This window comes from Anatilimnocola aquadivae, assembly GCF_049819085.1.
Taxonomy (GTDB): domain Bacteria; phylum Planctomycetota; class Planctomycetia; order Pirellulales; family Pirellulaceae; genus Anatilimnocola.
This window is the reverse complement of sequence record NZ_CP187419.1, coordinates 7,363,795-7,383,264: the sequence shown is the minus strand read 5'-3', so window position 1 is coordinate 7,383,264 and position 19,470 is coordinate 7,363,795. Positions and strand designations below refer to the sequence as shown.

Sequence of the window (19,470 nt, the reverse complement as noted above, 5' to 3'; positions counted from 1 at the left end):
AACTTCGCCACAGTTTTTGCAAACGGCAAAAGGGGGGTGTTGATAAATCCGTTGGGTTTATCAACACCAGCATGCGTATTTCGCGGGAACGGCACACTTTAATGTTGAAAAATTGACCTCCTTTATCAACGAGTAGGACCTTTTCGATATCCTGTCCTACCGGCCTTCCGTTGCCGTATGTCGCGGCCTGCTGCCGGTGTTCCTACTCTCTCCATCGATTTGCGGTGTCATCGTTGCCTTCCAATCGAAACCAACTCTCCTGGCAAGATGCCCTTTGCCGGCGGTCGCTGCCGCACTTTGGTCAGCTGATCAATTGGTTGCTGCTGGCGACTGCGTCGGTGTTGCTCTTCTGGTCGTTCGAGCCTCACGCAGGTGAGCGGCAATGGCCGACGACGGTCCTCTCGTGGCTGCCGTATAACTGGCTCGACTCGACGCTGATGATTTGGGTCTGCCGCGGCATGCTCGCCGTTGGTGGGCTGCTGTGGCTATTCAATCGCTGGCTACCGTGGAGTTGCTGGCTGGCGACTGCTGGTTTCACGGCGCTGTGGTCGCTGCATGTCGAGACGACGCACAACACGGCCCACATCTTCAACCTGCCCAACATGCTGATGGTGATTCAGTCCCTGTGGATCACGTTCGAGGCCAAGGAAATTCGTGCGGCGCTCAAAGCAGGCAAGTACTACCAGACGCCGCTCATGCCTCACTGGGTGTTCCTCACCGGCGTGGCTTACATCGGACTGTTTCACACGGCCGCAGGTTTGACGAAGTTGCTCTACAGCGGACCGGGTTGGGCGAATGGAGTTTCGCTGCAACTGTGGACACACTTGTGGGGACATTCCTGGGCTCCTTCGACCTGGCTGATTCTCTCCAGTAGAACATTCACGCGCATTTTGCAGGTCGCGACGCTCGTCATTGAGTCGGCCGGTGTGCTGGCGATCTTTCCTCGCTTGCGGCCGTGGATCGGCCTCGGCATTTTGGGCTTCTATGCCGGCGTGCTGCTGACCTTCGATTACGGCTTTCATTTCAACGCCCTCTTCACCGGCCTGTACTTGCTGCCGGTCGAAGCGTGGCTGACCAAGTGGGCCGAGCGGAAAAACCAATCCGCATGAGTGTCGACCCGACCTCCACCGACGCCGTCGAAGATGCCAAGCTGGCGCAGGCGGCCCGCAGCGGAGCCCCGCTGGTGCTCGCCGGGCACTTGGTCTCGCAACTGATGGGCGTCGGCACGCTTGGAGTGCTCCTGCACCTGCTGAAGCCCGAAGACTACGGCATTCTCGGCACTGTATTGCCCGCCGTCATGTTGCCGCGCATGGCCGCGACACTCGGTCCTGGCATTGCGGTGCTGCAGCAAAAAGAACTCTCGCAGCAACAACTGAGCTCACTCTTCTGGCTGCAAACCGGCGCGGGACTGATCGCAGCAATTGCGACCGCGGTCATCTGCTGGATTCAAGCGAGCCTGTGGAACCAGCCCGTATTGTTCCTGGTTGGCAGTGCTCTCGGTGTGGGAACCCTGCTGGCCACGTTGGGAAATCAACATCAGGCGCTGCTCGAACGGAACCTGCGGTTTAACGCGGGCATCGGCCTGCGACTGACCGCGCAGGCGATCACCTGCGTCGCCTCGATTGCCCACGCCTGGTACTGGCCGAATGTCTGGGCGCTCGTCACGCAACATGTGGTGGAACTCGCGGTCCTTTGGCTGGGCAGTTGGCTGCTCGCTGGTTGGTGGCCCAATTGGCCGCAGCGAGCCTCGTGGGGCGACACACACGTCCGCTTCAGTGCGGCTTACTCGTTCAGTTCGCTGCTGCAGTACCTCGCCCAGAATCTGGAGAAAGTACTGCTGCCGATCTTCGCAGGGCCCGCAGGCAACTATGCCCTGGGCCTCTATACGCAGGCCTTTGGGCTGATGGTCAAGCCCGTCTATCTGCTGACGACTCCCATCGCCGGCGTCATGATCTCGTCGCTCGCGAAAACCGAACCGGGTAGCGACGCCTTCGCGCAAATGACCTCCCGCTTCTTTCGACTTTCCTCGCTGGGCCTGTTTCCCTCAGCCGTTGGTCTCACGCTGGTAAGCGACGACGTCGTGGCGCTGCTGGGTGGCCAGAAGTGGCAAGCCGCCGGGCTGCTGTTGAAAATCCTGGCTCCTTCGCTAGCCGCGCTTGGTCTGACCAACCTGTGCATCTTCGTGCTCAGCTCGCGCGGGGAAGGCCGGACGCTGGTCTATGCCGCCGCGCTCTTGTTGCTACTGAAGCTGCAAACCTTGGGGCTCGGTTACTTTTTAGGCCAGCAGTTCATCGTCGCCGATGTCGATCCTGCCTATCGCGGCATCGTCGGCCTGGCGGCTGGATTTACGTTGCTCAACACCTGCATCTGGTCGATCGCCTTCTTGTGGTTCACGTTTCGCAGCGTGCAGCTCGATCCCCTGCACATGCTCAAGGCGCTCTGGCCATCCCTGCGAGCTGCCCTGGTGATGGGCCTGGCGGTGATGGGGCTGCAATGGTTGCTGCGGGAGATCCCGGTCCAATCGGCTGCTCTGCGATTGCTCCTCAGTGTCGCCGGCGGCGTGCTCGTGTTCGTTGCTCTCGCCTGGAGTGAGATCAACCAGGTGGTGCGACAACAGCCCGATCGCCCTGCCAAGAAATCAGCTCGTTAGTACCCAACCGCCGCGCCATCTTTGCGGGGCTCGGTGCCGCCATGCAGCGTGCCTTGCTCGCGATCGAGCAGAATCCCCTGATAGCCGCCGTAACCACCGCGGCTGCGAAACACCTTGTGGCCTTTCGCCTTCAGCACGGCAACCGCTTCGTCGCTGACACCAGCTTCGACATGCACCGTTCCGGAACCATTCGCTGGCGCACCGGTTGGATCGGCACTGCCGGTATGCATGACGCGGGCCGCATCGCCGGCTGCCTGCACGTTCATGCCGAAGTCGATAATGTTGAGCAGAATCTGCACGTGCCCCTGGGCTTGCATGTCGCCACCCATCACGCCATAGCAGAACCAAGGCTGGCCATCCTTCGTAACCATCGCCGGAATGATCGTGTGAAACGGTCGCTTGTGCGGCTCCAGCCGATTGAGATGTTTGTCATCCAGGGCGAATAAGCAGCCCCGGTTCTGCATGGCAAAGCCCACGTTACCGGGAACCACTTGCGAACCAAATCCATTGAAAATGCTCTGAATGAACGAGCAGCAATTGCGGTCCTTGTCGACCACCGTCAGATAGACCGTGTCGCAAGTTTCGAGGTGCGGACTTCCCGCGGGCACATCGATTCCCGCTTTGCTCCGGTCGAGCAGTTTGCCTCGCTCGCGGGCATACTCCTTCGAGATCAGCTCCGCCGTCGGCAACTTGGCGAAATCTGGATCGGCATAGAACTTCGCTCGATCGGCAAACGCCAGCTTCTTGGCCTCCAGCAACAGGTGCAGCATCTCGGCACTGTTATGGCCGAGCTTCTTTAGGTCGTAAGGCTCCAGCAGGTTGAGCATTTGCAGGGCAGCAATTCCCTGACCATTCGGCGGCAGTTCCCACACGTCGTAGCCGCGATAGTTCGTTGAGACAGGCTCGATCCACGTGCTGGTGTGATCGGCAAAGTCCTTCAGAGAAAAGTAGCCCCCCTGCTTCTCACTGAACGAGACAATCTCCTTGGCGATCTCGCCCTTGTAGAACGCGTCGCGACCTTGCTCGGCAATCAGTCGCAGGCTCTTCGCCAGCCGTGGATTGCGAAACACCTCGCCCGCGGCCGGCGCGCGCGCTCCATCGATCAAATACGTCGCAGTCGAGTCGGCCCAATCGCGCAGGCTCGGCACGCTCGATTTCCAACTGCCGGCGATCACTTCCGAAACGGGAAAGCCTTCTTCCGCCGTTTCGATCGCGGCCCGCAGGTCTTGGGCAAGTGTCTTCGTGCCGAACTTCGCCCGCAGCTCTTCCCAGCCATCGACGCAGCCGGGCACCGACCACGACAGCACGCCACTGCTGGGAATCTCGCTCATTCCCTTGTCGGCGAAGGTCTTTCGCGAGAGGTTGTACGGACTTCGCCCGCTGGCGTTCAGGCCATACAGTTTTTGAGTCTTGTTGTCCCAGTAGATGACAAACAGATCGCCGCCGATGCCGCAGCTCATGGGCTCGACGACGCCCAGCATCGCGTTGGTGGCAATGGCCGCATCGGCTGCGGTGCCACCTGCCTTCAGCACATCGAGCCCCGCCTGCGCGGCCAGCGGATGACTCGTGGCCACCATCCCGTGCTTGGCCATCACCACCGATCGGCTCTGGTTCCGCATCGCTCCCGAGCGTTCATAACCCGCCTGCGGCGATTGACCACTCGCTTCAGCCGTCATCAACAACACTCCGCACAGCAACAACCAGCGTGGCATGGCAGGCACCTGTTCCTACTCGCTGACGCAGCGGGCTTCTAAGAAGCCTTAAAAAATCCCCAGCTGATCGCGGGCATCTTCCGTCATGCGATCGGGGCTCCACGGCGGATCGAGGACAATCTTTACTTCCACTTCGCCCACGCCTTCGACCGCGCCGAGCACTTGCTTGCTGTTGGCGATCATCTGCGGACCGGCCGGGCACATCGGGCTGGTCATGGTCATATCGATCGAGATATTCGTCTTCTCCTCGGGCGTTTCCGAGGTCGTGACGTTGTAGATCAACCCCAGGTCGATAATGTTCACGAACAGTTCGGGGTCAATCACTTTTTTCAGTTCTTCGCGGATCACATCTTCGCTGACAGCCATCGCACCACCTATGAAAAATGAGGTCTCTGCTCCCGTATTATGGCCCATCGTGCCCGTTTGAGCCAGGAGCATTTGTCAGCGGTCGAAGACTGTGCCGAGGTGCCTAACGATAGTCGGCGAGAATCACTGAGCCTTTGTCCTTCGTGCCGTTCACGATGCTGGTCGAATAGTCTTTGACATCGCCGGGCGTCCACTCGCCGACGGCAAAGCTCGACCACCAACTGGCGACCTTATCACCGCCGCCTGCCTTCAGAACTTCCTTGACGGCGGAGGAGCACACTTCGCGCCCAGGCGTCAGGACCGCGTACTTGCTTTGCGTCTTCTTGTCGCTCAACTCGGCAAACCGGCTGTGCATCTTGTCCATGTTGAGGCCACAGATCACCGCCCGAAAATGCTTGCTCCGCTTGTAAGCCACCAGGTCATCGGCCCGCGTGTGGGCCGACGGCGGCGAGCCAAACAGCTTGTCCCAAGTGCTCGCGTCTTTGGCAGGGTTGAAACTGAGGTAACCACTATCCACGTCCATCGCGGCTGGGCTGAGACCGATCGCCGCGTGCCCCGCGACGCTATCGGGCCCCTTCGACCAGACATACACGATCACGCAGGGAGTTTCCTTAAGCGTTTTGCGGATCTGGTCCGCAGCGGACAGCTTTTTGGCCATGGCAGGGTGATATCACAAGGTGGCGGATTCAAGTGGCTCGAAGTAGGTATAGCAGTCCTCTGGTGGAAGGTGAAGCAAGAAAGCGAAATTCGTCACTGAAGCGAACTTCCGCCAGAGAAATGGCGCGCGCCGCCGCTACCGGCTCAGCCAAGACGAGCGAAGTCGATCGTTCGGCAAGCGAACTCGGTTAGCGAGATTTCGCCGGCTCTTTGCTGGGAGCTTCGGCGGTGGCGTGGCCCGCGGAAGGCTCTTCCGTAAAGCGAGCCAGGTACTCCATCTGGCTGTCGGCGCCATTGAAGCCGAGCACCGTTTCGGTCATGTCCATTTGCTTGTGCATGAGCCGGCCCGCATCGAGATCGAACTTGATCGTGCCGCGTTGCAGGCGTTGCACCAGTTCCGACTTCAACTTGGGATCGTTCACGGGCGTGATGACCTGGGTCTCGATCGAAATCGTCGCGACACCCGTCTCGACCTTTTGCAACCGATAGACCTGCTGCACTTGGATCTTTTTGACTTCGCCGTTGTCTTGCTTCAGGCGAACTTCGTCGGGCATGGTCCACTTGGTGCCGACCTTCACCTTTTGCTGTGGCAGTGGAATGGTCAGTTCGCCAATGCCCGGGTTGAACTGCGAGTGGGTGTTCTTGCGTTCGAGCACGCGGCCGTGGCGATCCATGGTTACTGTCGCCAGCGGCACACCGACCGAAGCAGCGACCAGTTCGTAACCCGATGGCGGCGTCTTGTCGGTATCGCTGTTGTATTTCACTTCCTGGCGGCCGGTCACACTTTGCCACATGTCGACGTGATCGACCGAGTGGACGAAGGTGATCTTGCCATCGTCGGCTACGTTTAGAATCTTCCAGGTCTTAGTCGACACGCTGCGCGTCTTGGCGACTTGCGTGGCCCCGCGAATCGTCGTCTCAACGGTTACCAGGTGGATGACCTTGGTGTGGAAGGTCTGGTCCGGGCGAAACTTGTAAGCCAGGTCGTAGAGTTCGCTATCGCTGGTGGTCTTCGCTGGCGTCGGCTCTTGGGCAGCACCCGAGGCAACGATGAACAAGCCGGAGAACACAGCGGCGAGAGTTAACAGGTAGGTTCGCATCAGCGCATCCTTGCTGAAGGTGATCTTGACTTTGTCTTACCGCCCCCGGGCCTGGCCCGGGGGTTCATTGGCTTTTGCACTAGGTTGTCGTTGAGCGCAAACTAGTGCAAAAGCCGTTAAACCCCTGCCGCAGGGGCAGGGGCGGAAAAAGGCGAGTGGGCCAGCATCTTACTTCCGATAGATATTTCCGGCCCAGCCCAGTTTCTCTTGCAGCGTGTGATAGTAGCTGTGCCCTTGCGTGGCAATCAGCTTGAAGGTGCTATCAGCCCGTTCGACCCGCACGCGGTCGCCAGGCAGAATGGGGCCGATGACGCGGCCATCGACAACCAGCGTCGTCCCTTCATTGGGCTGCAGCACTTCCATTTCGTACACCCGCTCGGCGGTATCGACGACGGGACGCACGGTAAGCGTGTGCGGGCTGATTGGGCAGATCACAAAGCCTGCTAGCGTGCTGCGGAGGATCGGCCCGCCGGCCGACAAGCTATGAGCGGTCGAGCCCACCGGCGTGCTGATGATGAGGCCGTCACAGCTGTAGGTTGTGGCTAGTTCGCCGTCGACGTACAGGTGGACATTGAGCAGCGTGAACGGGAAGCCCGTGGTAATGACCGCTTCGTTCAGCCCCAGGTGCCGCTCGATCACTTCGCCGCCACGCAGCAGCGAGCAGTGGAACATCAGGTGTTCGACGACGCGGCAATTGCCTTTGGCCACTTCCGGCAGCGACTCGGCCACGTCCTGCGGCATATGCCAGGCGAGGAAACCGAGCTTGCCCATGTTGATGCCCATGATGGGCAACTGACGGCTGCCCATCAGTTTGGCAGCCCGCAGAATCGAACCATCGCCGCCGAGCACTAGAGCGAAGTCTGCTTCGGGCAATGAGCGATCGTAACCGTAGTGAAAGTCTTCGTGGACGATTTCACAGTACCGCTCAAAGACCGGGCGAAGCTCGTCGGCTCCCTCCAGCACATTCGGTCGATCGCCGGAACCCAGCAACAGGACGCGCGGACGTTTGTCGGCAGTGCCGCACCAGGCTGGAGTTTCGTCCGCAGAAAACGCAGCTTGCATGGGTCGAGCCAAAGGAAAGAGCAGGCGGTGAAAGCGATGCTCGTTCCATTCTAGTCAGAATGCGGCCCGCCGTAGTGCAGCGGACTGGCTCGGAGGTCAGGAGTCGGAGGTCGGAAGTCGGAAGTCAGAAGTCAGAAGTCAGAGGGAAAGGCTCTTAACGGCCGCTTCCCTCATTCTGCATTCTGCCTTCTCACTTCTGCATTTGCCCTACTCGGCGAGCAGCTTCTCGATTTCACCGGCAAGGTCGTTGCTGCGGTTGAAGACCTTCATGATTCCCTTTTTGTTAACCAGCCACATCTCGGGAATCGACTGCACGCCATACTTCTGGGCAAGTTCGTTTTCCCAGCCCTTGCCATCGAACTGATGGGGCCAAGACATTTCGTTTTCCTTGGCGACTTGAATCAGCTTTTCTTTGTCGCTGTCGAGCGAGATACCGACAATCTCAAAGCCCTTGTCGTTCAACTTTTTGTAGGTCTGCACCACGTTCGGAACTTCGGCCATGCAAGGTCCGCACCAGGTTGCCCAGAAGTCGATGAGCACGACCTTGCCACGCAGCTTGGCGAAATCGACTTCGCGACCATCAACGGCTGTGAAGCTCAGTTCGAGTGGTTTGCTGGCGAGTTCTTTGCGGATGCGTACGACCTTCAGCTTCTTTTCGGCGAGGTCGGCAATGGCGGTGTACGAATTGTGCGAGAGGGCGACGAGACGTTCTTCGGCTGCAGCCGTTGGTTCGGCAGCAGCGGTGGCCTCAACCAGCATGTAAGCGACTTGGCGATTGGCTTGGGCAGTGGGGTACTTCTTCAGGTGAGCTTCAGCCAAGGCAGTGAACTCTTCGAGCTTCAGTTTGCCGCTCATCGCGTCCATGCCGCGACGCTGAACCTGCATCGCACTGGCTGTGGCCTTGATCTTTTCTGGCGCGTCCTTGGCGGCTTCGACTTCCGCAATCAGGGCCATCGCTTCATCAGTTTTGCCGGTGGCACCCAGAACCTGAAAATCGAGCATCTTCAGTTCCCAGCGAACGGGATCGTCGACGAACTTTTTGTAGAACGCGTCTCGTTGTTTGCCAAATGCTTCAAAGGCCTCGGGGCCTTTGCGGGCGTTCGCAAACAACTGCTTTTGAATCGCGGCGAAGACCTCTGCTGCGTCTTTGCCTTCCGGCAGTTCGCTGCTCAGTCCCTGTGCGGCAGGTGCGGCATCTTGGGCTGCAGCCAGCGGCGGCAGGGTGAACGAAAGACCGGCCAGCGCCAACAGCGCGATCGAGTAAGCTCGCAACATGACTGAACTCCGCAGAACGGGGAGCGGGGTGGGAAACGCGTATGAATAGTCTTCAATGTATCGCTGGCAGTGAAACAAAGCCAATCGCTGTTTGGCTAGCAGGCTGGAATTACCAGCCCCGGCTTACTTCTTGGCGATGTCTTTCATCTTCGGTTCCAGGTAGGCAACCGTGGTGGCCATGCTATTGAGATGGGTGTATTCCTCTTCGGGAATCTGCACGCGGTGTCGCTTGCGCAGCTCCATCACAATGTCGAGAAAGTCCATGCTGTCGAGCTCGAGTTGCTCGCGAAACGGCTTCTCGTCGACCAGTCCGCTGAGGTCTTCGTCGGGAGCGATGTCCGACAGAATATCCAAAATTTCGTCGCGAATTTCTGCGTTCGTCATGGCAAATTCAACCGTTTCGATTCAAAACCTGTGAGGCCAACCATCATCCGGCCATGGCAAACGTCGCGGGCCTCAATGCCCCACCCGAACTGGCCGGAATCCCGAATTGTAGCGAAAACGCTGCCATTGGCGACGGGCCATTGGCAGCAGGCAGGTCTTGATCTCTGGCAGAATTTCAGCAGCGGCCAGTTCCGTCAGCCGCCGGATCCGTCACCCAAATCGAAGGTCCAATTTGAGCCAACTTGTCCAACAATCGGCTCGATTGTTGGACGGCAACCCCCAGCCAAACCCGAGAAAGACGTCAACTGCTGTCCAACAATGAAGCCAATTGTTGGACACCCCCCTTTTGCGGCCTTCCGTTTATCCGTCGTACTTCTGAATGATCACGACCGAGTTAATCCCCAGCATGCCGAACGAGTTATTGAGGATGTACTTCACTTCGCCAATTTTCCGCGGAGCATCAGTCACTAGCGTGGTCAGGGCACAATCGGGGTCGAGGTCATCGACGTTGATCGTGTGATGGCAAATGCCGTCGTCGAACGAAGGTAAGTTCCCCGCCAGTTCCAGCGCGCCGGCTGCTCCCATCGCATGACCGATGAAGCTCTTGGTGTTGTTGAAATACGTCTTGTCGCTGCCGGAAAAGACGCGTCGCAAGGCGTCACATTCTTGCGTATCACCCTGGCCGGTGCCCGTGGCGTGCGTGCTGACAATGTCGATATCGCGAGGTTCAAGTCCGCCTCGTTTGAGAGCCAATTGCACGCATTCGGCCTGTCGTTCGGGGTTCGGCAGCACGAAATCGGTGGCATCGGTGTTGATCGCATAGCCGGCCAGTTCGCCGTAGATCTTCGCGCCCCGCTGGCGAGCATCGACCAGTCGCTCTAGGACATACGTGCAACCACCTTCGGCCACGACGATGCCATTCCGCTGCGTATCGAACGGCCGCGAGGCCTTCTCCGGCTCGGCATGCGTCGCCAGCGCTCCCTGGCTTTTAAAGCTGGCAAAGATGCCGAACGTGTGAATGCTTTCCGAAACACCGCCGGCGAGGGCCACATCGCAATCGCCCAGTCGCAGCATCTGTGCGCCTTGAATCAGCCCGGCATTGCCCGCGGCACAAGCAGCACCAATCGTGTAGTGCGGGCCGGTTACACCTAGATTCAACGCTGTTTCGCCCGCCGGGTTGTTGGCCACGGTGCGCGGATTGTGATGATGCGACCAGAACTGTACGTCGTAGTCGTAGGCCTTGATGTTGTAGATTTCGTTCTCGGTTTCGACGTTCCCATGCTCGGTCGTGCCCAGATAAATGCCGACGCGACTCTTGTCGATCGTGTCCCAGGCGAGTCCCGCGTCTTTGATCGCTTCGTTGGTGCAATAAATGCCGACGCTGCCGGCGCGAGTACCCCGGCGAATGTCTTTTTTCGACTGATACCGCAGTGCGTCGAACTTGCACACGCCGGCCAGGGTTTCGCCGACATAGCGAATTTCGTACGCCGTGACACCGCTCTTGCCGGCCAACAGCGCCGCCCGATATTCAGCCAGATTGTTGCCGTTCGGCGCGGTCAGGCCGATGCCCGTGATGACAATCCGTTGATGATCCGGCAAATCTGCCGGGCGATGGCTGGGAATGATGTGCGAAACGGGCATTTTGTTCTCATCAACACGCCGGTAAGGCCCAGCGCGCAAGTGCTTCCTAACAAAGTGATTCGGCCAACCCTCGAACCTATCGCGCTACCGGCTGTTTCACAAGTATTGCAACGCGTTCGGCAGCGCAGAGCGATCGCCTCCCCTTGTTACCGCAAAGCGTGGACAGCGGTTCACTGGTCAATTCGAGAAAATGCAAAATTGTTGTTGCCGCCGTTTCTCTGCGGGCGACAGTTCGCTGGGCGGGCTAGAATTGCGCGAACCCATTCAACGACTAACGACCTAAGCTTCGCTGCCTGCGGCGAGACTCATCTGCCATGACCACTACCTCGGCCAGCTTACTCGAGCGTGTGCGCCACGATCCGGCGGCTGAGCAGTGGCAAACGCTGGTCGAGTTGTACGATCCGCTCATTCGTGGTTGGCTGAAGCGGCAAGCGGTGTTGAATGCCGATGCGGACGATCTGGTGCAAGACGTGCTGACGGTCGTGGCCCGCCGGCTGAAGGATTTTGAACACAACGGCCGGACGGGGGCGTTTCGCACTTGGCTGCGAACCGTCACCATCAACTGCGTCCGCGATTTCTGGCGCTCTCGCAAACGGGAAAATGCCGCCACGGGACAAGTGCAGGAACTACTCGACCAGCTGGCTGATCCCCAAAGCGGGCTGACGCAGGCCTGGGATCTGGAGCACGACCGCTATGTCACCCAGCAGTTGCTGGGTCGCCTGCGGAGCGAATTCGAGCCCGCCACTTGGCGAGCTTTCGAACGGGTCGCTCTCGACGGTGCACCCGCGGCCGAAGTCGCCAGCGAATTGAATCTGACCGTCAACGCCGTCTTTATCGCCAAGAGCCGCATCCTCGCCCGCCTGCGGCAGGAATCTCGCGGATTGATCGACGAGTAACTTTCTCGGCAGCCCAACACGTCAGCTGACGCTTCGCGCTCCCTGAAAGCGGCACCAATTGCCTAATCGTTTTTCTCATTACTGGCGGGGCCCACTGCCGATGAGCCCAGCAGGGGGAAATCGACATGAAACGATCATTCGCGTGCTGGCAACGCCAGCTACTGGCCATGGGCTGCCTCGGGCTAGGCCTGTTCCTGGCCGATGTTGCCTCGGCGGGGCATCCCGCGTACTGGACGATTGGCCGGCACCACTCGGCGGGTGACGTTCAGCCTTTGCATCCGCAAGGCTATGCCTACGGCTGGTTTGGAGCTTCGCCGCGCCCCCAAGCGGCCCGCCAATCTGGGTACTATGGACTGTATCGCCAGTGGAGTAGCTATTAGAGCAGCGGTCGATGCCGCCGCGCGAACCATGCTGGCACGTTCTTCGTAGTGGCAGCATGCAAAACGCCTCTCGCTATCACAGCGTTCACTACAGCCTGCTATTGGCCGGTTGCCTCGCTGTGGGGATTACCGCGGGTTGTAAGCAACCTCCGCCGGCTGCACCTGCTGCCAAGACCGCGCCGCTGCGGGTGATTGTGGTCGACGATGCTCCGCTGGCTAAAACGCTGGCCCGCGAATGGCTGGCGCATACCGAGAGCCAGCTCGACATCGTCGAAGTGACGACCGACAAGGCCGCCGCTGCCCAGCAACTGCCGGCCGACGTAGTGATCTATCCTCCGGGGCTCATCGGTTCGTTGGCGAAAGCCGACCTGCTGTTGCCGCTCGATGAAAGCCTGCTCAACGATCCGGAGTATGCCCGCGACGATATCAGCCCGCTGCTTCGTTCGCAGTTAACCACCTGGGGCCGGCGCACCGTCGCGGTGCCGCTAGGCTCTCCGCAGATGGTGCTCTTTTATCGAGCCGATTTGCTCGCGCAGCAAAAACTACAGCCGCCGCAAACGTGGGAAGAGTATCAAAAGGTCGTGGAGGCGTTTCGTACGAAGCCCGCCGATGTGGCGATCGACGACAAAGCCTGGCAAGCAACCGCCGAGCCACTGGCAGCGGGATCGGGCGGCGAACTACTCCTGGCGAGGGCCGCTTCGACAGCCGTCCATCGCGACCAACTTTCGCCGCTAATGAATCTTGACTCGCTCGAGCCGCTGATTGCCGGTCCGCCGTTCGTGCGTGCCCTCGAGCAACTGGTTGCTGCTTCGCCCGCTGATGCTCACCTAGACAAATTGCTCTCACCGGCCGCTTGCTACGCCAAGTTTCTAGCGGGCGAATGTGCCCTGGCCATCACGTGGCCCATGATGCTGGAACAGGCTCCAGCGACGATGCTCAAGCCCGAGCAAATCGGTCTGGCGTTATTGCCCGGCTCACAAGAGATGTTCAATCCCACTTCGCAAAGTTGGGAGCCACTGGCAGCAGACGATTCCGCCCATGCGCCATTTCTTAGCGGCAACGGACGAATGGCTTCGGTCTCGCGCGCCAGCGCGCAGCCTCGCGCCGCGACACAGTTTTTGCTCTGGCTCAGCGGACCAAAACTGAGCGGGCGAATTGCTTCGCACAGTGCCACGACGGTGCCGTTTCGCACATCACACCTGCGCAATGCCGATGCCTGGCAACCACCTCAGCCGGTCGCACACTTGACGCAATATGGCGAGCTGTTGGCAACGGCCCAGGACAATCCACGCCGTCTGGTGGCGCCGCGCATTCCCGGCAGCGGGCAATATCTGGCAGCGCTCGATCAGGCGGTGATCGCCGCCGTGAGCCAAGAAAAATCAGCAGCGGACGCCTTGGCATCCGCTGCTGATGAATGGAACAAAATCACTGCCGAGCGTGGTCGCACCAGCCAACAACGGGCCCTGCGACGCAGCTTGGGCTTGTCCGACTAACCTTAAACTACCGAGCCGACTTCCAGCCGCCATCGTCGACTTGCGTGCGGACCGGCACCAGCGTTTCGTTGCTGGCGGCGACAGGTTGCAGGTGCGCCTGCGGAGCGATGGTCGAGCGAACTTGCTGCATCGGCTGCGAGTTCACCGGCCACACCGCAGGCACCACGGACCAGCGGCCATCAGCCTTGGCGGTGCGATCGCCAGGCGTGAGCAACGCCGGAGCGCGATTGGCGGGTGTTCGTTCGTCGGCATGTGGATCGGCCAGCGGCTTCACCGAAGGGGGCGGAGTCATCAAGCTGGGGCCAGGGTTGCTGTTCTGCAGGCCCGGTTCACCAATCGTGCGATTCTCGGGTTGAGTCAGCGTTGCCCGGTCGTCGAACGTGGCTTGCGATTCGGTCCGATAGCCGCTGCCGTACACCGGAGCCGTCGAGCTGCTCGCTGGGGGAGTCATCATCACGGGTGGCACGCTGGTGCTGGGAATGGTTTGCGAATAGGGATCGGTGTAGGTCGGGCGCAGATTGTCATTGATGATCGGGCGACCATCCGAAGGTGGATTGCCGAAACCTGGATTGCTAAATCCGGGGTTGCCAGCCGGCGGATTGCCGAAGCTTCCACCTGGGTTGAAGTTTGGGTTGCTTGGTGCGGGAGTGATCGTCGTACCCGGAGCCAAGCGAGGCATGGTGCTCGCCGCTGGTGGACCGACGCCAATCGAACCGGGAGCACGAGTCGGTGGCGAAGTGATAATGCCCGGCGATACACCACTTGGCAAACCAAAGGGCTGCTGTTGTGGAGCGGTCTGGATCATCGGGATGGCTGGGGGAGCGGTGTAGTAAGGTGCCGCACCACAACCTTGAGCAACTTGCGGCGCACAGCCATAGTTACAGGTCGTGGCTGGTGCACAGGCCTTGTTGCAAGTGTTCGACGAGCACGATCCGCCCCACAGCCAGGCGAAGGGACGCCAGCAGCTCGAACGACTGGTACCGCAGCTGGTGGTGGTGCACGATGTGGCCATTTGGCAAGTGGTGGGAGCTGCGACGCCGGGCTGATAGACCGTTACGGGGCGATAGTAGGTGACCGGCACCGAGACCGGAACGGCTCGGTACATCACTTGTTGGGGAGCCATGAAAGCGACTCGCTGAACCGGAGCCGAGTAGCCGCCGTAGAAAGCAGTAGTCGCCGTGCCAGGCTGATTCGCACCGGCATACGAGATTTGGTACGAGCCGCCCGCGGGAACGGCGTAAGCGATTCGCTGAGTGGCCGCTGGAGCGTAGTAAGCCGTTTGCGGAGCGTAATTCGCGGTGACGACGGGTGCGCCGCCGGGCGGAATTGCGTACACATTTTGCGGCGTGTAATAACCGGTATTGCCGGGCCAACCGGGGACGGAGCCGCGAATCACGTTTTGCGCGACGGCCGGGTTGCTTCCCATGCTGAGCAGGCAGCCCCAGGCAGCCAGCAGCGAGCAGAGCGAAGTGTAGATGGTTCGGTTCGTCATAATCGGCAAACTCCCGGGCGTTCACGGCTTTTCATGCCAACCGTGCGGCGCACTGGCGAGAATTCTTTAGACCGAATCTCGCTCAGCTCGTCAATCGTTTGTTTTGTTTTCTTGACCGTTTGCGTAAATCTTCTTGCTGTATCGATTATTCCATCCGGCCGATTTATGCCGGACAAAACCACTGGCAACAGCAGGAACCCATCGGCGCAGTTTTGTTCAACCCCGCCGATAACTACGGTTCGTGCAAACGTAGGTCACACCCAGCGCGCGGCAATTCCGCACAGGGAAGATTTGTGGACCGCACAACCGGCAAAGAAGGGAGACTGGGAGACCAGCTGATTCCCTCTTGTCTCAGAACTCAAAACTCTAAACTCAGAACCTTCCCCCGCCCCCAGTTCCTAGCCCCCAGCCCCTCTCCCGGTCCGCTACAATGCAAGGCCCACCACACCCCTGGCACAACAAGCAGGAACTGTCGACATGCAACGTCTTTCATTCCAGGCCCTGAGCGGCTGTCTTGTCCTGACAACCGTCGCTCTGGCCGCCGATCCGGCCCACGATCTTTCGCCGGAACTGGCAAAGATTCGCGAAGTGAAGGCCAAGGGTGAGGGAAACCGCGATGCGGCGGCGGCCATGAAGAAGGTCTCGCAGGCCGATGCCGCTGCCCTGCCAGTGATTATTGCCGCGATGGATGGCTGCGATCCGCTCGTCGAGAACTGGATTCGCGCCGCTGCCGAAGCTGTTGCCCAAAAGCAGATCGATGCCGGCAAGTCCTTGCCGCTTGCTCAACTCGAGTTGTTCTTGAAGGACACTCGTCACTCGCCGCGCGGCCGCCGGCTGGCGTTCGAGCTGGTTTCGCTACAAGACAAGGGAGCCCGCGAGCGGCTGATTCCCACGCTGCTCAACGACCCCAGCTTGGAACTGCGGCGAGAAGCGGTGGCCAAAGCTCTCGATGATGCCGCCACGATCTCGGCCGAAGTGACCGCGATCAAGCTCTATCAAAATGCTCTGACCGCGGCTCGCGATCTCGACCAAATCAAAGTGGCTGCCGAGCGTCTGAAGTTCTTCAAGCAAGAACCCGACGTAGCGACGCACATGGGCTTCATCACCAACTGGCAAATCGTCGGCCCGTTCGACAATGTCGAAGATGCAGGCTGGGATGTGGCCTATCCGCCCGAAAAGGGCGTCGATGTCAAAGCGAAGTACGCCGGACAGAAAGAAGAGATTGGCTGGGTCGCGCACACCACGAGCGACATGTTTGGCATCGTCGATCTGACCAAGGTGCTCGACAAACACAAGGGAGCCGTCGCCTACGCCTATGCCGAATTTCTCAGCGACAAGGCTCAGCCTGCCGATTTTCGTCTCGGCAGCATCAATGCCAACAAGCTGTGGGTGAATGGCAAGGAACTGACCGCAAACCACGTCTATCACGCGGGCATTGAGGTGGATCAATACATCGCGAAGGGAGAGTTGAAGGCCGGCAAGAATACGATCCTGCTGAAGATCTGCCAGAACGAACAAAAAGAAGCCTGGGCCCAGGACTGGAAGTTCCAGCTGCGGGTGTGCGACTCGATCGGCACCGCCATCCTCTCTGCCGATCGTCCCACCGTTCGCACCTCGGCCGCTCAAGGACCGAGCTTGCGCTAGTTCATGTTTGTTTCTTAGCCTGGCGCTAATGCATCCAGCTCAGGTAATGCAAAATCAATCACAGCGAGAATCGATATGCACAATAAACATGCCTTCTACGTTTCGACGCTACTTGTAGCGATCTGCAGCGCCCCTGCCTTGGCTGCGGACTGGTTGCAGTTCCGTGGCAGCGATAACAGCAGTGTGGCTGCGTCGGCCAGGGTGCCGACCGAATTCAGCGCAGACAAGAACATCGCCTGGAAATCGCCCCTGGTTGGCAAAGGGGTCTCGGGGCCGATCGTGGTGGGCAAGAAGGTCTTCGTAACGGCCAGCTCCGGTGCCGTGGTACAAGATCGTTTGCACGTCCTCTGTTTCGATGCCGACAGCGGCAAGCAGTTGTGGCATCGTCAGTTCTGGGCCACCGGTCGCTGCTTCCATCATCCGACGAGTGCCAACGCGGCACCCACGCCTGCCAGCGACGGCGAGCGGGTGTTCGCCTTCTTCTCATCAAACGATCTGGTCTGCCTCGATCTCGATGGCAACCTGCAATGGTATCGCGGGCTCGGCTACGACTTTCCCAAAGCGGGCAACGACGTTGGCATGTCCAGCTCGCCGGTGGTTGCTGGCGGCGCGGTCGTGGTGCAAGTCGAGAATCAGGGCGACTCGTTCGCTGCCGGTCTCGATGTACTCACTGGTGAAACGCTGTGGCGAGAAAACCGCAAGCCTTCAGCTAACTGGGCATCACCGGCAATCCTGAAAGATGCCAATGGTAAAGAAGCAGTGCTGCTGCAATCGCCGGGTGTGCTCACCGCGCACGAACCGCGTTCGGGCAAGCAAGTCTGGAAGTTCGATGCCCAGTGCTCCACGATTCCTTCGGCAACAGCCGTGAAGGATCGTATCTATTTGCCGGCCAAGGGACTCACGGTGCTCGAAGCCGATGCTTCTACCACCAGCCCCACGCTCGCCTGGGAATCGAGCCGCTTGTCCCCCGGCAACTCCAGCCCGGTGATTGTCGGCGACCAAGTTTATATTCTCGCGCGAGCCGGTGTGCTCGCCTGCGGCGATATCAAGACGGGTGATGTTCACTGGCAACATCGCCTCGCCGGTACCTTTTGGGCCACGCCCGTGGTGGCTGGCGAACATTTGTACTGCGTCAATCAAGATGGCAAGTGCTTTGTTGTGAAGCTGGGGACCGAGAAGCCCGCCGATCCTCCGGTGAGCGAACTGGGCGAACAGGTTCTCAGTTCGCCTGCCCTCAGCGACAACGGCCTGTTCATTCGTACCGAAAAGCACTTGTGGAAGATCGCGGGCCAGTAGAGATGTCAGCACTAGATTCGATTTCGATTGCCACCTGCGGACCGATTCGCGGGAGCATTCGCCCACCCGGCAGCAAAAGCATCACCAATCGCGCGCTGATCATCGCGGCGCTGGCCGAAGGCCAGTCGACGTTGCGCGGCGCGCTCGCCAGCGAAGATACGCAGGTGATGATCGAGAGCCTGACCAGGCTGGGCATTGGTGTCGTCGAGTCGCATGGCGGCGCGAATCTCGTGATTCATGGCTGCGGTGGCAACATCGCCCAGCAACAGGCCGAATTGTTTGTCGGCAACAGCGGCACGACGGTGCGCTTTCTCACTGCCATGCTGGCTGCTTGCCAGGGCCAGTTTCGGCTCGATGGCATCGCCCGCATGCGCGAGCGACCCATCGCCGACCTCATCCGCACGCTCAATGAGCTCGGTAGTGATGTCACCAGCGAACTGAACACTGGCTGCCCTCCCGTGCTCATTCGTGCCCAAGGTCTGCAAGGTGGCGCGGCGAAGATTCGGGGCGATATCTCCAGTCAGTTTCTTAGCGCCCTGTTGATGGCTGCTCCTTACTCGCGCGAGGCCGTGCAGGTGCAAGTGGAGGGAGTCCTCGTTTCGCAGCCTTACGTGCACATGACGCTGGGCCTGATGCGTGCTTTTGGCGTCGATATCGATCCGGGCGATCTCACTCAGTTCAACATTCCCGGTGCGCAGCGGTATCAAGGTCGCGAGTATGCGATCGAGCCCGATGCTTCCGCCGCCAGTTACTTTTGGGGCGCGGCAGCGGTGACGGGAGGCGAGATCGCCGTCCGTGGACTGGGACGCAAGGCCTTGCAAGGCGATGTGGCCTTCGTCGATTGCCTGGAGCAGATGGGCTGCGAAGTGCGGGCTCAGGCCGAGGTGATTACCGTTGTCGGCCGCCCGCTGCGAGGTATCGAAGTCGATATGAATGCCATCAGCGATACGGCGCAAACCTTGGGCGTCGTTGCCTTGTTCGCGAAAGGCCCAACGACGATTCGCGGCATTGCTCACGTGCGCCACAAAGAGACCGACCGCATTGGCGACCTGGCTCGTGAACTGCGGAAGTTCGGAGCCACCGTTGATGAATTCGATGACGGCATGCAGATCACTCCGCCAGCGAACTACGAAAAATTCTCTGGTGCCTCGATTGCCACGTACAACGATCACCGCATGGCCATGAGCCTGGCGCTCGCGGGTCTCAACCTCCCCGGCGTCGTCATCAACGATCCCGGCTGCACCGCCAAGACCTATCCCCACTTCTTTAGCGACTTGCAAAAACTGATTGCCACCGGCGACGCCGGCGCGGAGTAGGCCCGAACATCGCGGCGTACTGCTTGTTGCCGGCCTACCATCGGAGCTTTGTGAGGCTTCTCGTGTCGACGTAAGTTCCTTGGTCTGGAAAAGCAGGGTGTTCACA

At 59.7% G+C, this 19,470-nt stretch carries 17 protein-coding genes; 8 read left to right on the top strand and 9 right to left on the bottom strand.

The window, feature by feature from the left end; translation table 11 throughout:
- Positions 1-233: 233 nt before the first annotated feature.
- On the top strand, positions 234-1,109 hold the full coding sequence (locus tag NA78x_RS29245; RefSeq protein ID WP_425615915.1) for a hypothetical protein: 876 nt from the start codon (positions 234-236) through the stop codon (positions 1,107-1,109).
- Complete coding sequence (locus NA78x_RS29240) at positions 1,106-2,650, top strand: oligosaccharide flippase family protein (RefSeq protein WP_425615914.1); 1,545 nt, start codon at positions 1,106-1,108, stop codon at positions 2,648-2,650. The genes NA78x_RS29245 and NA78x_RS29240 overlap by 4 nt, the downstream gene beginning before the upstream one ends.
- Here NA78x_RS29240 and ggt read toward each other — a convergent pair.
- The 8 genes from ggt to NA78x_RS29200 all read right to left on the bottom strand — a co-directional run bounded on the left by ggt (position 2,647) and on the right by NA78x_RS29200 (position 10,847).
- Positions 2,647-4,362 (bottom strand): gamma-glutamyltransferase, encoded by a 1,716-nt coding sequence (ggt, locus tag NA78x_RS29235; protein WP_425615913.1) that lies wholly within the window; start codon positions 4,360-4,362, stop codon positions 2,647-2,649. The two genes, NA78x_RS29240 and ggt, sit on opposite strands and share 4 nt — an antisense overlap.
- Positions 4,363-4,410: 48 nt before the next feature.
- Entirely contained in the window at positions 4,411-4,728 is a 318-nt protein-coding gene (locus NA78x_RS29230; RefSeq protein WP_425615912.1) for a metal-sulfur cluster assembly factor, read from the bottom strand.
- A 103-nt stretch (positions 4,729-4,831) separates the two neighbouring features.
- Positions 4,832-5,386: a hypothetical protein gene (locus NA78x_RS29225; protein ID WP_425615911.1), complete on the bottom strand. Its 555-nt coding sequence runs from the start codon at positions 5,384-5,386 to the stop codon at positions 4,832-4,834.
- A gap of 187 nt (positions 5,387-5,573) precedes the next feature.
- Positions 5,574-6,485, bottom strand: coding sequence for a hypothetical protein (locus NA78x_RS29220; RefSeq protein ID WP_425615910.1), 912 nt, complete (start codon positions 6,483-6,485; stop codon positions 5,574-5,576).
- Between the two features lie 168 nt (positions 6,486-6,653).
- On the bottom strand, positions 6,654-7,547 hold the full coding sequence (locus tag NA78x_RS29215; RefSeq protein ID WP_425615909.1) for an NAD(+)/NADH kinase: 894 nt from the start codon (positions 7,545-7,547) through the stop codon (positions 6,654-6,656).
- Positions 7,548-7,754: 207 nt separating this feature from the next.
- A complete protein-coding gene (locus NA78x_RS29210; RefSeq protein ID WP_425615908.1) occupies positions 7,755-8,822 on the bottom strand; it encodes a TlpA family protein disulfide reductase in 1,068 nt (355 codons plus the stop codon).
- Between the two features lie 123 nt (positions 8,823-8,945).
- Positions 8,946-9,206: an acyl carrier protein gene (locus NA78x_RS29205; RefSeq protein WP_425615907.1), complete on the bottom strand. Its 261-nt coding sequence runs from the start codon at positions 9,204-9,206 to the stop codon at positions 8,946-8,948.
- Between the two features lie 360 nt (positions 9,207-9,566).
- Complete coding sequence (locus NA78x_RS29200) at positions 9,567-10,847, bottom strand: beta-ketoacyl-[acyl-carrier-protein] synthase family protein (RefSeq protein WP_425615906.1); 1,281 nt, start codon at positions 10,845-10,847, stop codon at positions 9,567-9,569.
- Between the two features lie 314 nt (positions 10,848-11,161).
- On the opposite strand from NA78x_RS29200, the gene NA78x_RS29195 reads away from it, so the two are divergent.
- From NA78x_RS29195 to NA78x_RS29185, 3 genes are all read left to right on the top strand, one after another.
- Positions 11,162-11,743, top strand: a complete 582-nt coding sequence (locus NA78x_RS29195; RefSeq protein ID WP_425615905.1) for an RNA polymerase sigma factor — start codon at positions 11,162-11,164, stop codon at positions 11,741-11,743.
- Positions 11,744-11,868: 125 nt separating this feature from the next.
- The gene (locus NA78x_RS29190) at positions 11,869-12,123 is read left to right on the top strand and encodes a hypothetical protein (RefSeq protein WP_425615904.1); all 255 of its coding nucleotides are present in this window, start codon (positions 11,869-11,871) and stop codon (positions 12,121-12,123) included.
- Between the two features lie 56 nt (positions 12,124-12,179).
- On the top strand, positions 12,180-13,616 hold the full coding sequence (locus NA78x_RS29185; protein ID WP_425615903.1) for an ABC transporter substrate-binding protein: 1,437 nt from the start codon (positions 12,180-12,182) through the stop codon (positions 13,614-13,616).
- 7 nt (positions 13,617-13,623) lie between these two features.
- Here the strand turns inward: NA78x_RS29185 and NA78x_RS29180 are convergent, their stop codons facing one another.
- The gene (locus NA78x_RS29180; RefSeq protein WP_425615902.1) at positions 13,624-15,108 is read right to left on the bottom strand and encodes a hypothetical protein; all 1,485 of its coding nucleotides are present in this window, start codon (positions 15,106-15,108) and stop codon (positions 13,624-13,626) included.
- 477 nt (positions 15,109-15,585) lie between these two features.
- On the opposite strand from NA78x_RS29180, the gene NA78x_RS29175 reads away from it, so the two are divergent.
- The 3 genes from NA78x_RS29175 to aroA all read left to right on the top strand — a co-directional run bounded on the left by NA78x_RS29175 (position 15,586) and on the right by aroA (position 19,364).
- Positions 15,586-16,752, top strand: a complete 1,167-nt coding sequence (locus NA78x_RS29175; protein ID WP_425615901.1) for a hypothetical protein — start codon at positions 15,586-15,588, stop codon at positions 16,750-16,752.
- 75 nt (positions 16,753-16,827) lie between these two features.
- Positions 16,828-18,048: a PQQ-binding-like beta-propeller repeat protein gene (locus NA78x_RS29170; protein WP_425615900.1), complete on the top strand. Its 1,221-nt coding sequence runs from the start codon at positions 16,828-16,830 to the stop codon at positions 18,046-18,048.
- 2 nt (positions 18,049-18,050) lie between these two features.
- Complete coding sequence (gene aroA, locus NA78x_RS29165; RefSeq protein ID WP_425615899.1) at positions 18,051-19,364, top strand: 3-phosphoshikimate 1-carboxyvinyltransferase; 1,314 nt, start codon at positions 18,051-18,053, stop codon at positions 19,362-19,364.
- Positions 19,365-19,470: the final 106 nt, after the last annotated feature.

Excerpts from the sequence above, each read along its gene's own strand:
- NA78x_RS29175 (WP_425615901.1), top strand. The coding sequence starts at position 15,586 with ATGCAACGTCTTTCATTCCAGGCCCTGAGCGGCTGTCTTGTCCTGACA.
- NA78x_RS29215 (WP_425615909.1), bottom strand. The coding sequence starts at position 7,547 with ATGCAAGCTGCGTTTTCTGCGGACGAAACTCCAGCCTGGTGCGGCACT.
- NA78x_RS29195 (WP_425615905.1), top strand. The coding sequence starts at position 11,162 with ATGACCACTACCTCGGCCAGCTTACTCGAGCGTGTGCGCCACGATCCG.
- NA78x_RS29170 (WP_425615900.1), top strand. The coding sequence starts at position 16,828 with ATGCACAATAAACATGCCTTCTACGTTTCGACGCTACTTGTAGCGATC.
- aroA (WP_425615899.1), top strand. The coding sequence starts at position 18,051 with ATGTCAGCACTAGATTCGATTTCGATTGCCACCTGCGGACCGATTCGC.
- NA78x_RS29200 (WP_425615906.1), bottom strand. The coding sequence starts at position 10,847 with ATGCCCGTTTCGCACATCATTCCCAGCCATCGCCCGGCAGATTTGCCG.
- NA78x_RS29185 (WP_425615903.1), top strand. The coding sequence starts at position 12,180 with ATGCAAAACGCCTCTCGCTATCACAGCGTTCACTACAGCCTGCTATTG.
- NA78x_RS29190 (WP_425615904.1), top strand. The coding sequence starts at position 11,869 with ATGAAACGATCATTCGCGTGCTGGCAACGCCAGCTACTGGCCATGGGC.
- NA78x_RS29240 (WP_425615914.1), top strand. The coding sequence starts at position 1,106 with ATGAGTGTCGACCCGACCTCCACCGACGCCGTCGAAGATGCCAAGCTG.
- ggt (WP_425615913.1), bottom strand. The coding sequence starts at position 4,362 with ATGCCACGCTGGTTGTTGCTGTGCGGAGTGTTGTTGATGACGGCTGAA.
- NA78x_RS29210 (WP_425615908.1), bottom strand. The coding sequence starts at position 8,822 with ATGTTGCGAGCTTACTCGATCGCGCTGTTGGCGCTGGCCGGTCTTTCG.
- NA78x_RS29220 (WP_425615910.1), bottom strand. The coding sequence starts at position 6,485 with ATGCGAACCTACCTGTTAACTCTCGCCGCTGTGTTCTCCGGCTTGTTC.
- NA78x_RS29180 (WP_425615902.1), bottom strand. The coding sequence starts at position 15,108 with ATGACGAACCGAACCATCTACACTTCGCTCTGCTCGCTGCTGGCTGCC.
- NA78x_RS29230 (WP_425615912.1), bottom strand. The coding sequence starts at position 4,728 with ATGGCTGTCAGCGAAGATGTGATCCGCGAAGAACTGAAAAAAGTGATT.
- NA78x_RS29225 (WP_425615911.1), bottom strand. The coding sequence starts at position 5,386 with ATGGCCAAAAAGCTGTCCGCTGCGGACCAGATCCGCAAAACGCTTAAG.
- NA78x_RS29205 (WP_425615907.1), bottom strand. The coding sequence starts at position 9,206 with ATGACGAACGCAGAAATTCGCGACGAAATTTTGGATATTCTGTCGGAC.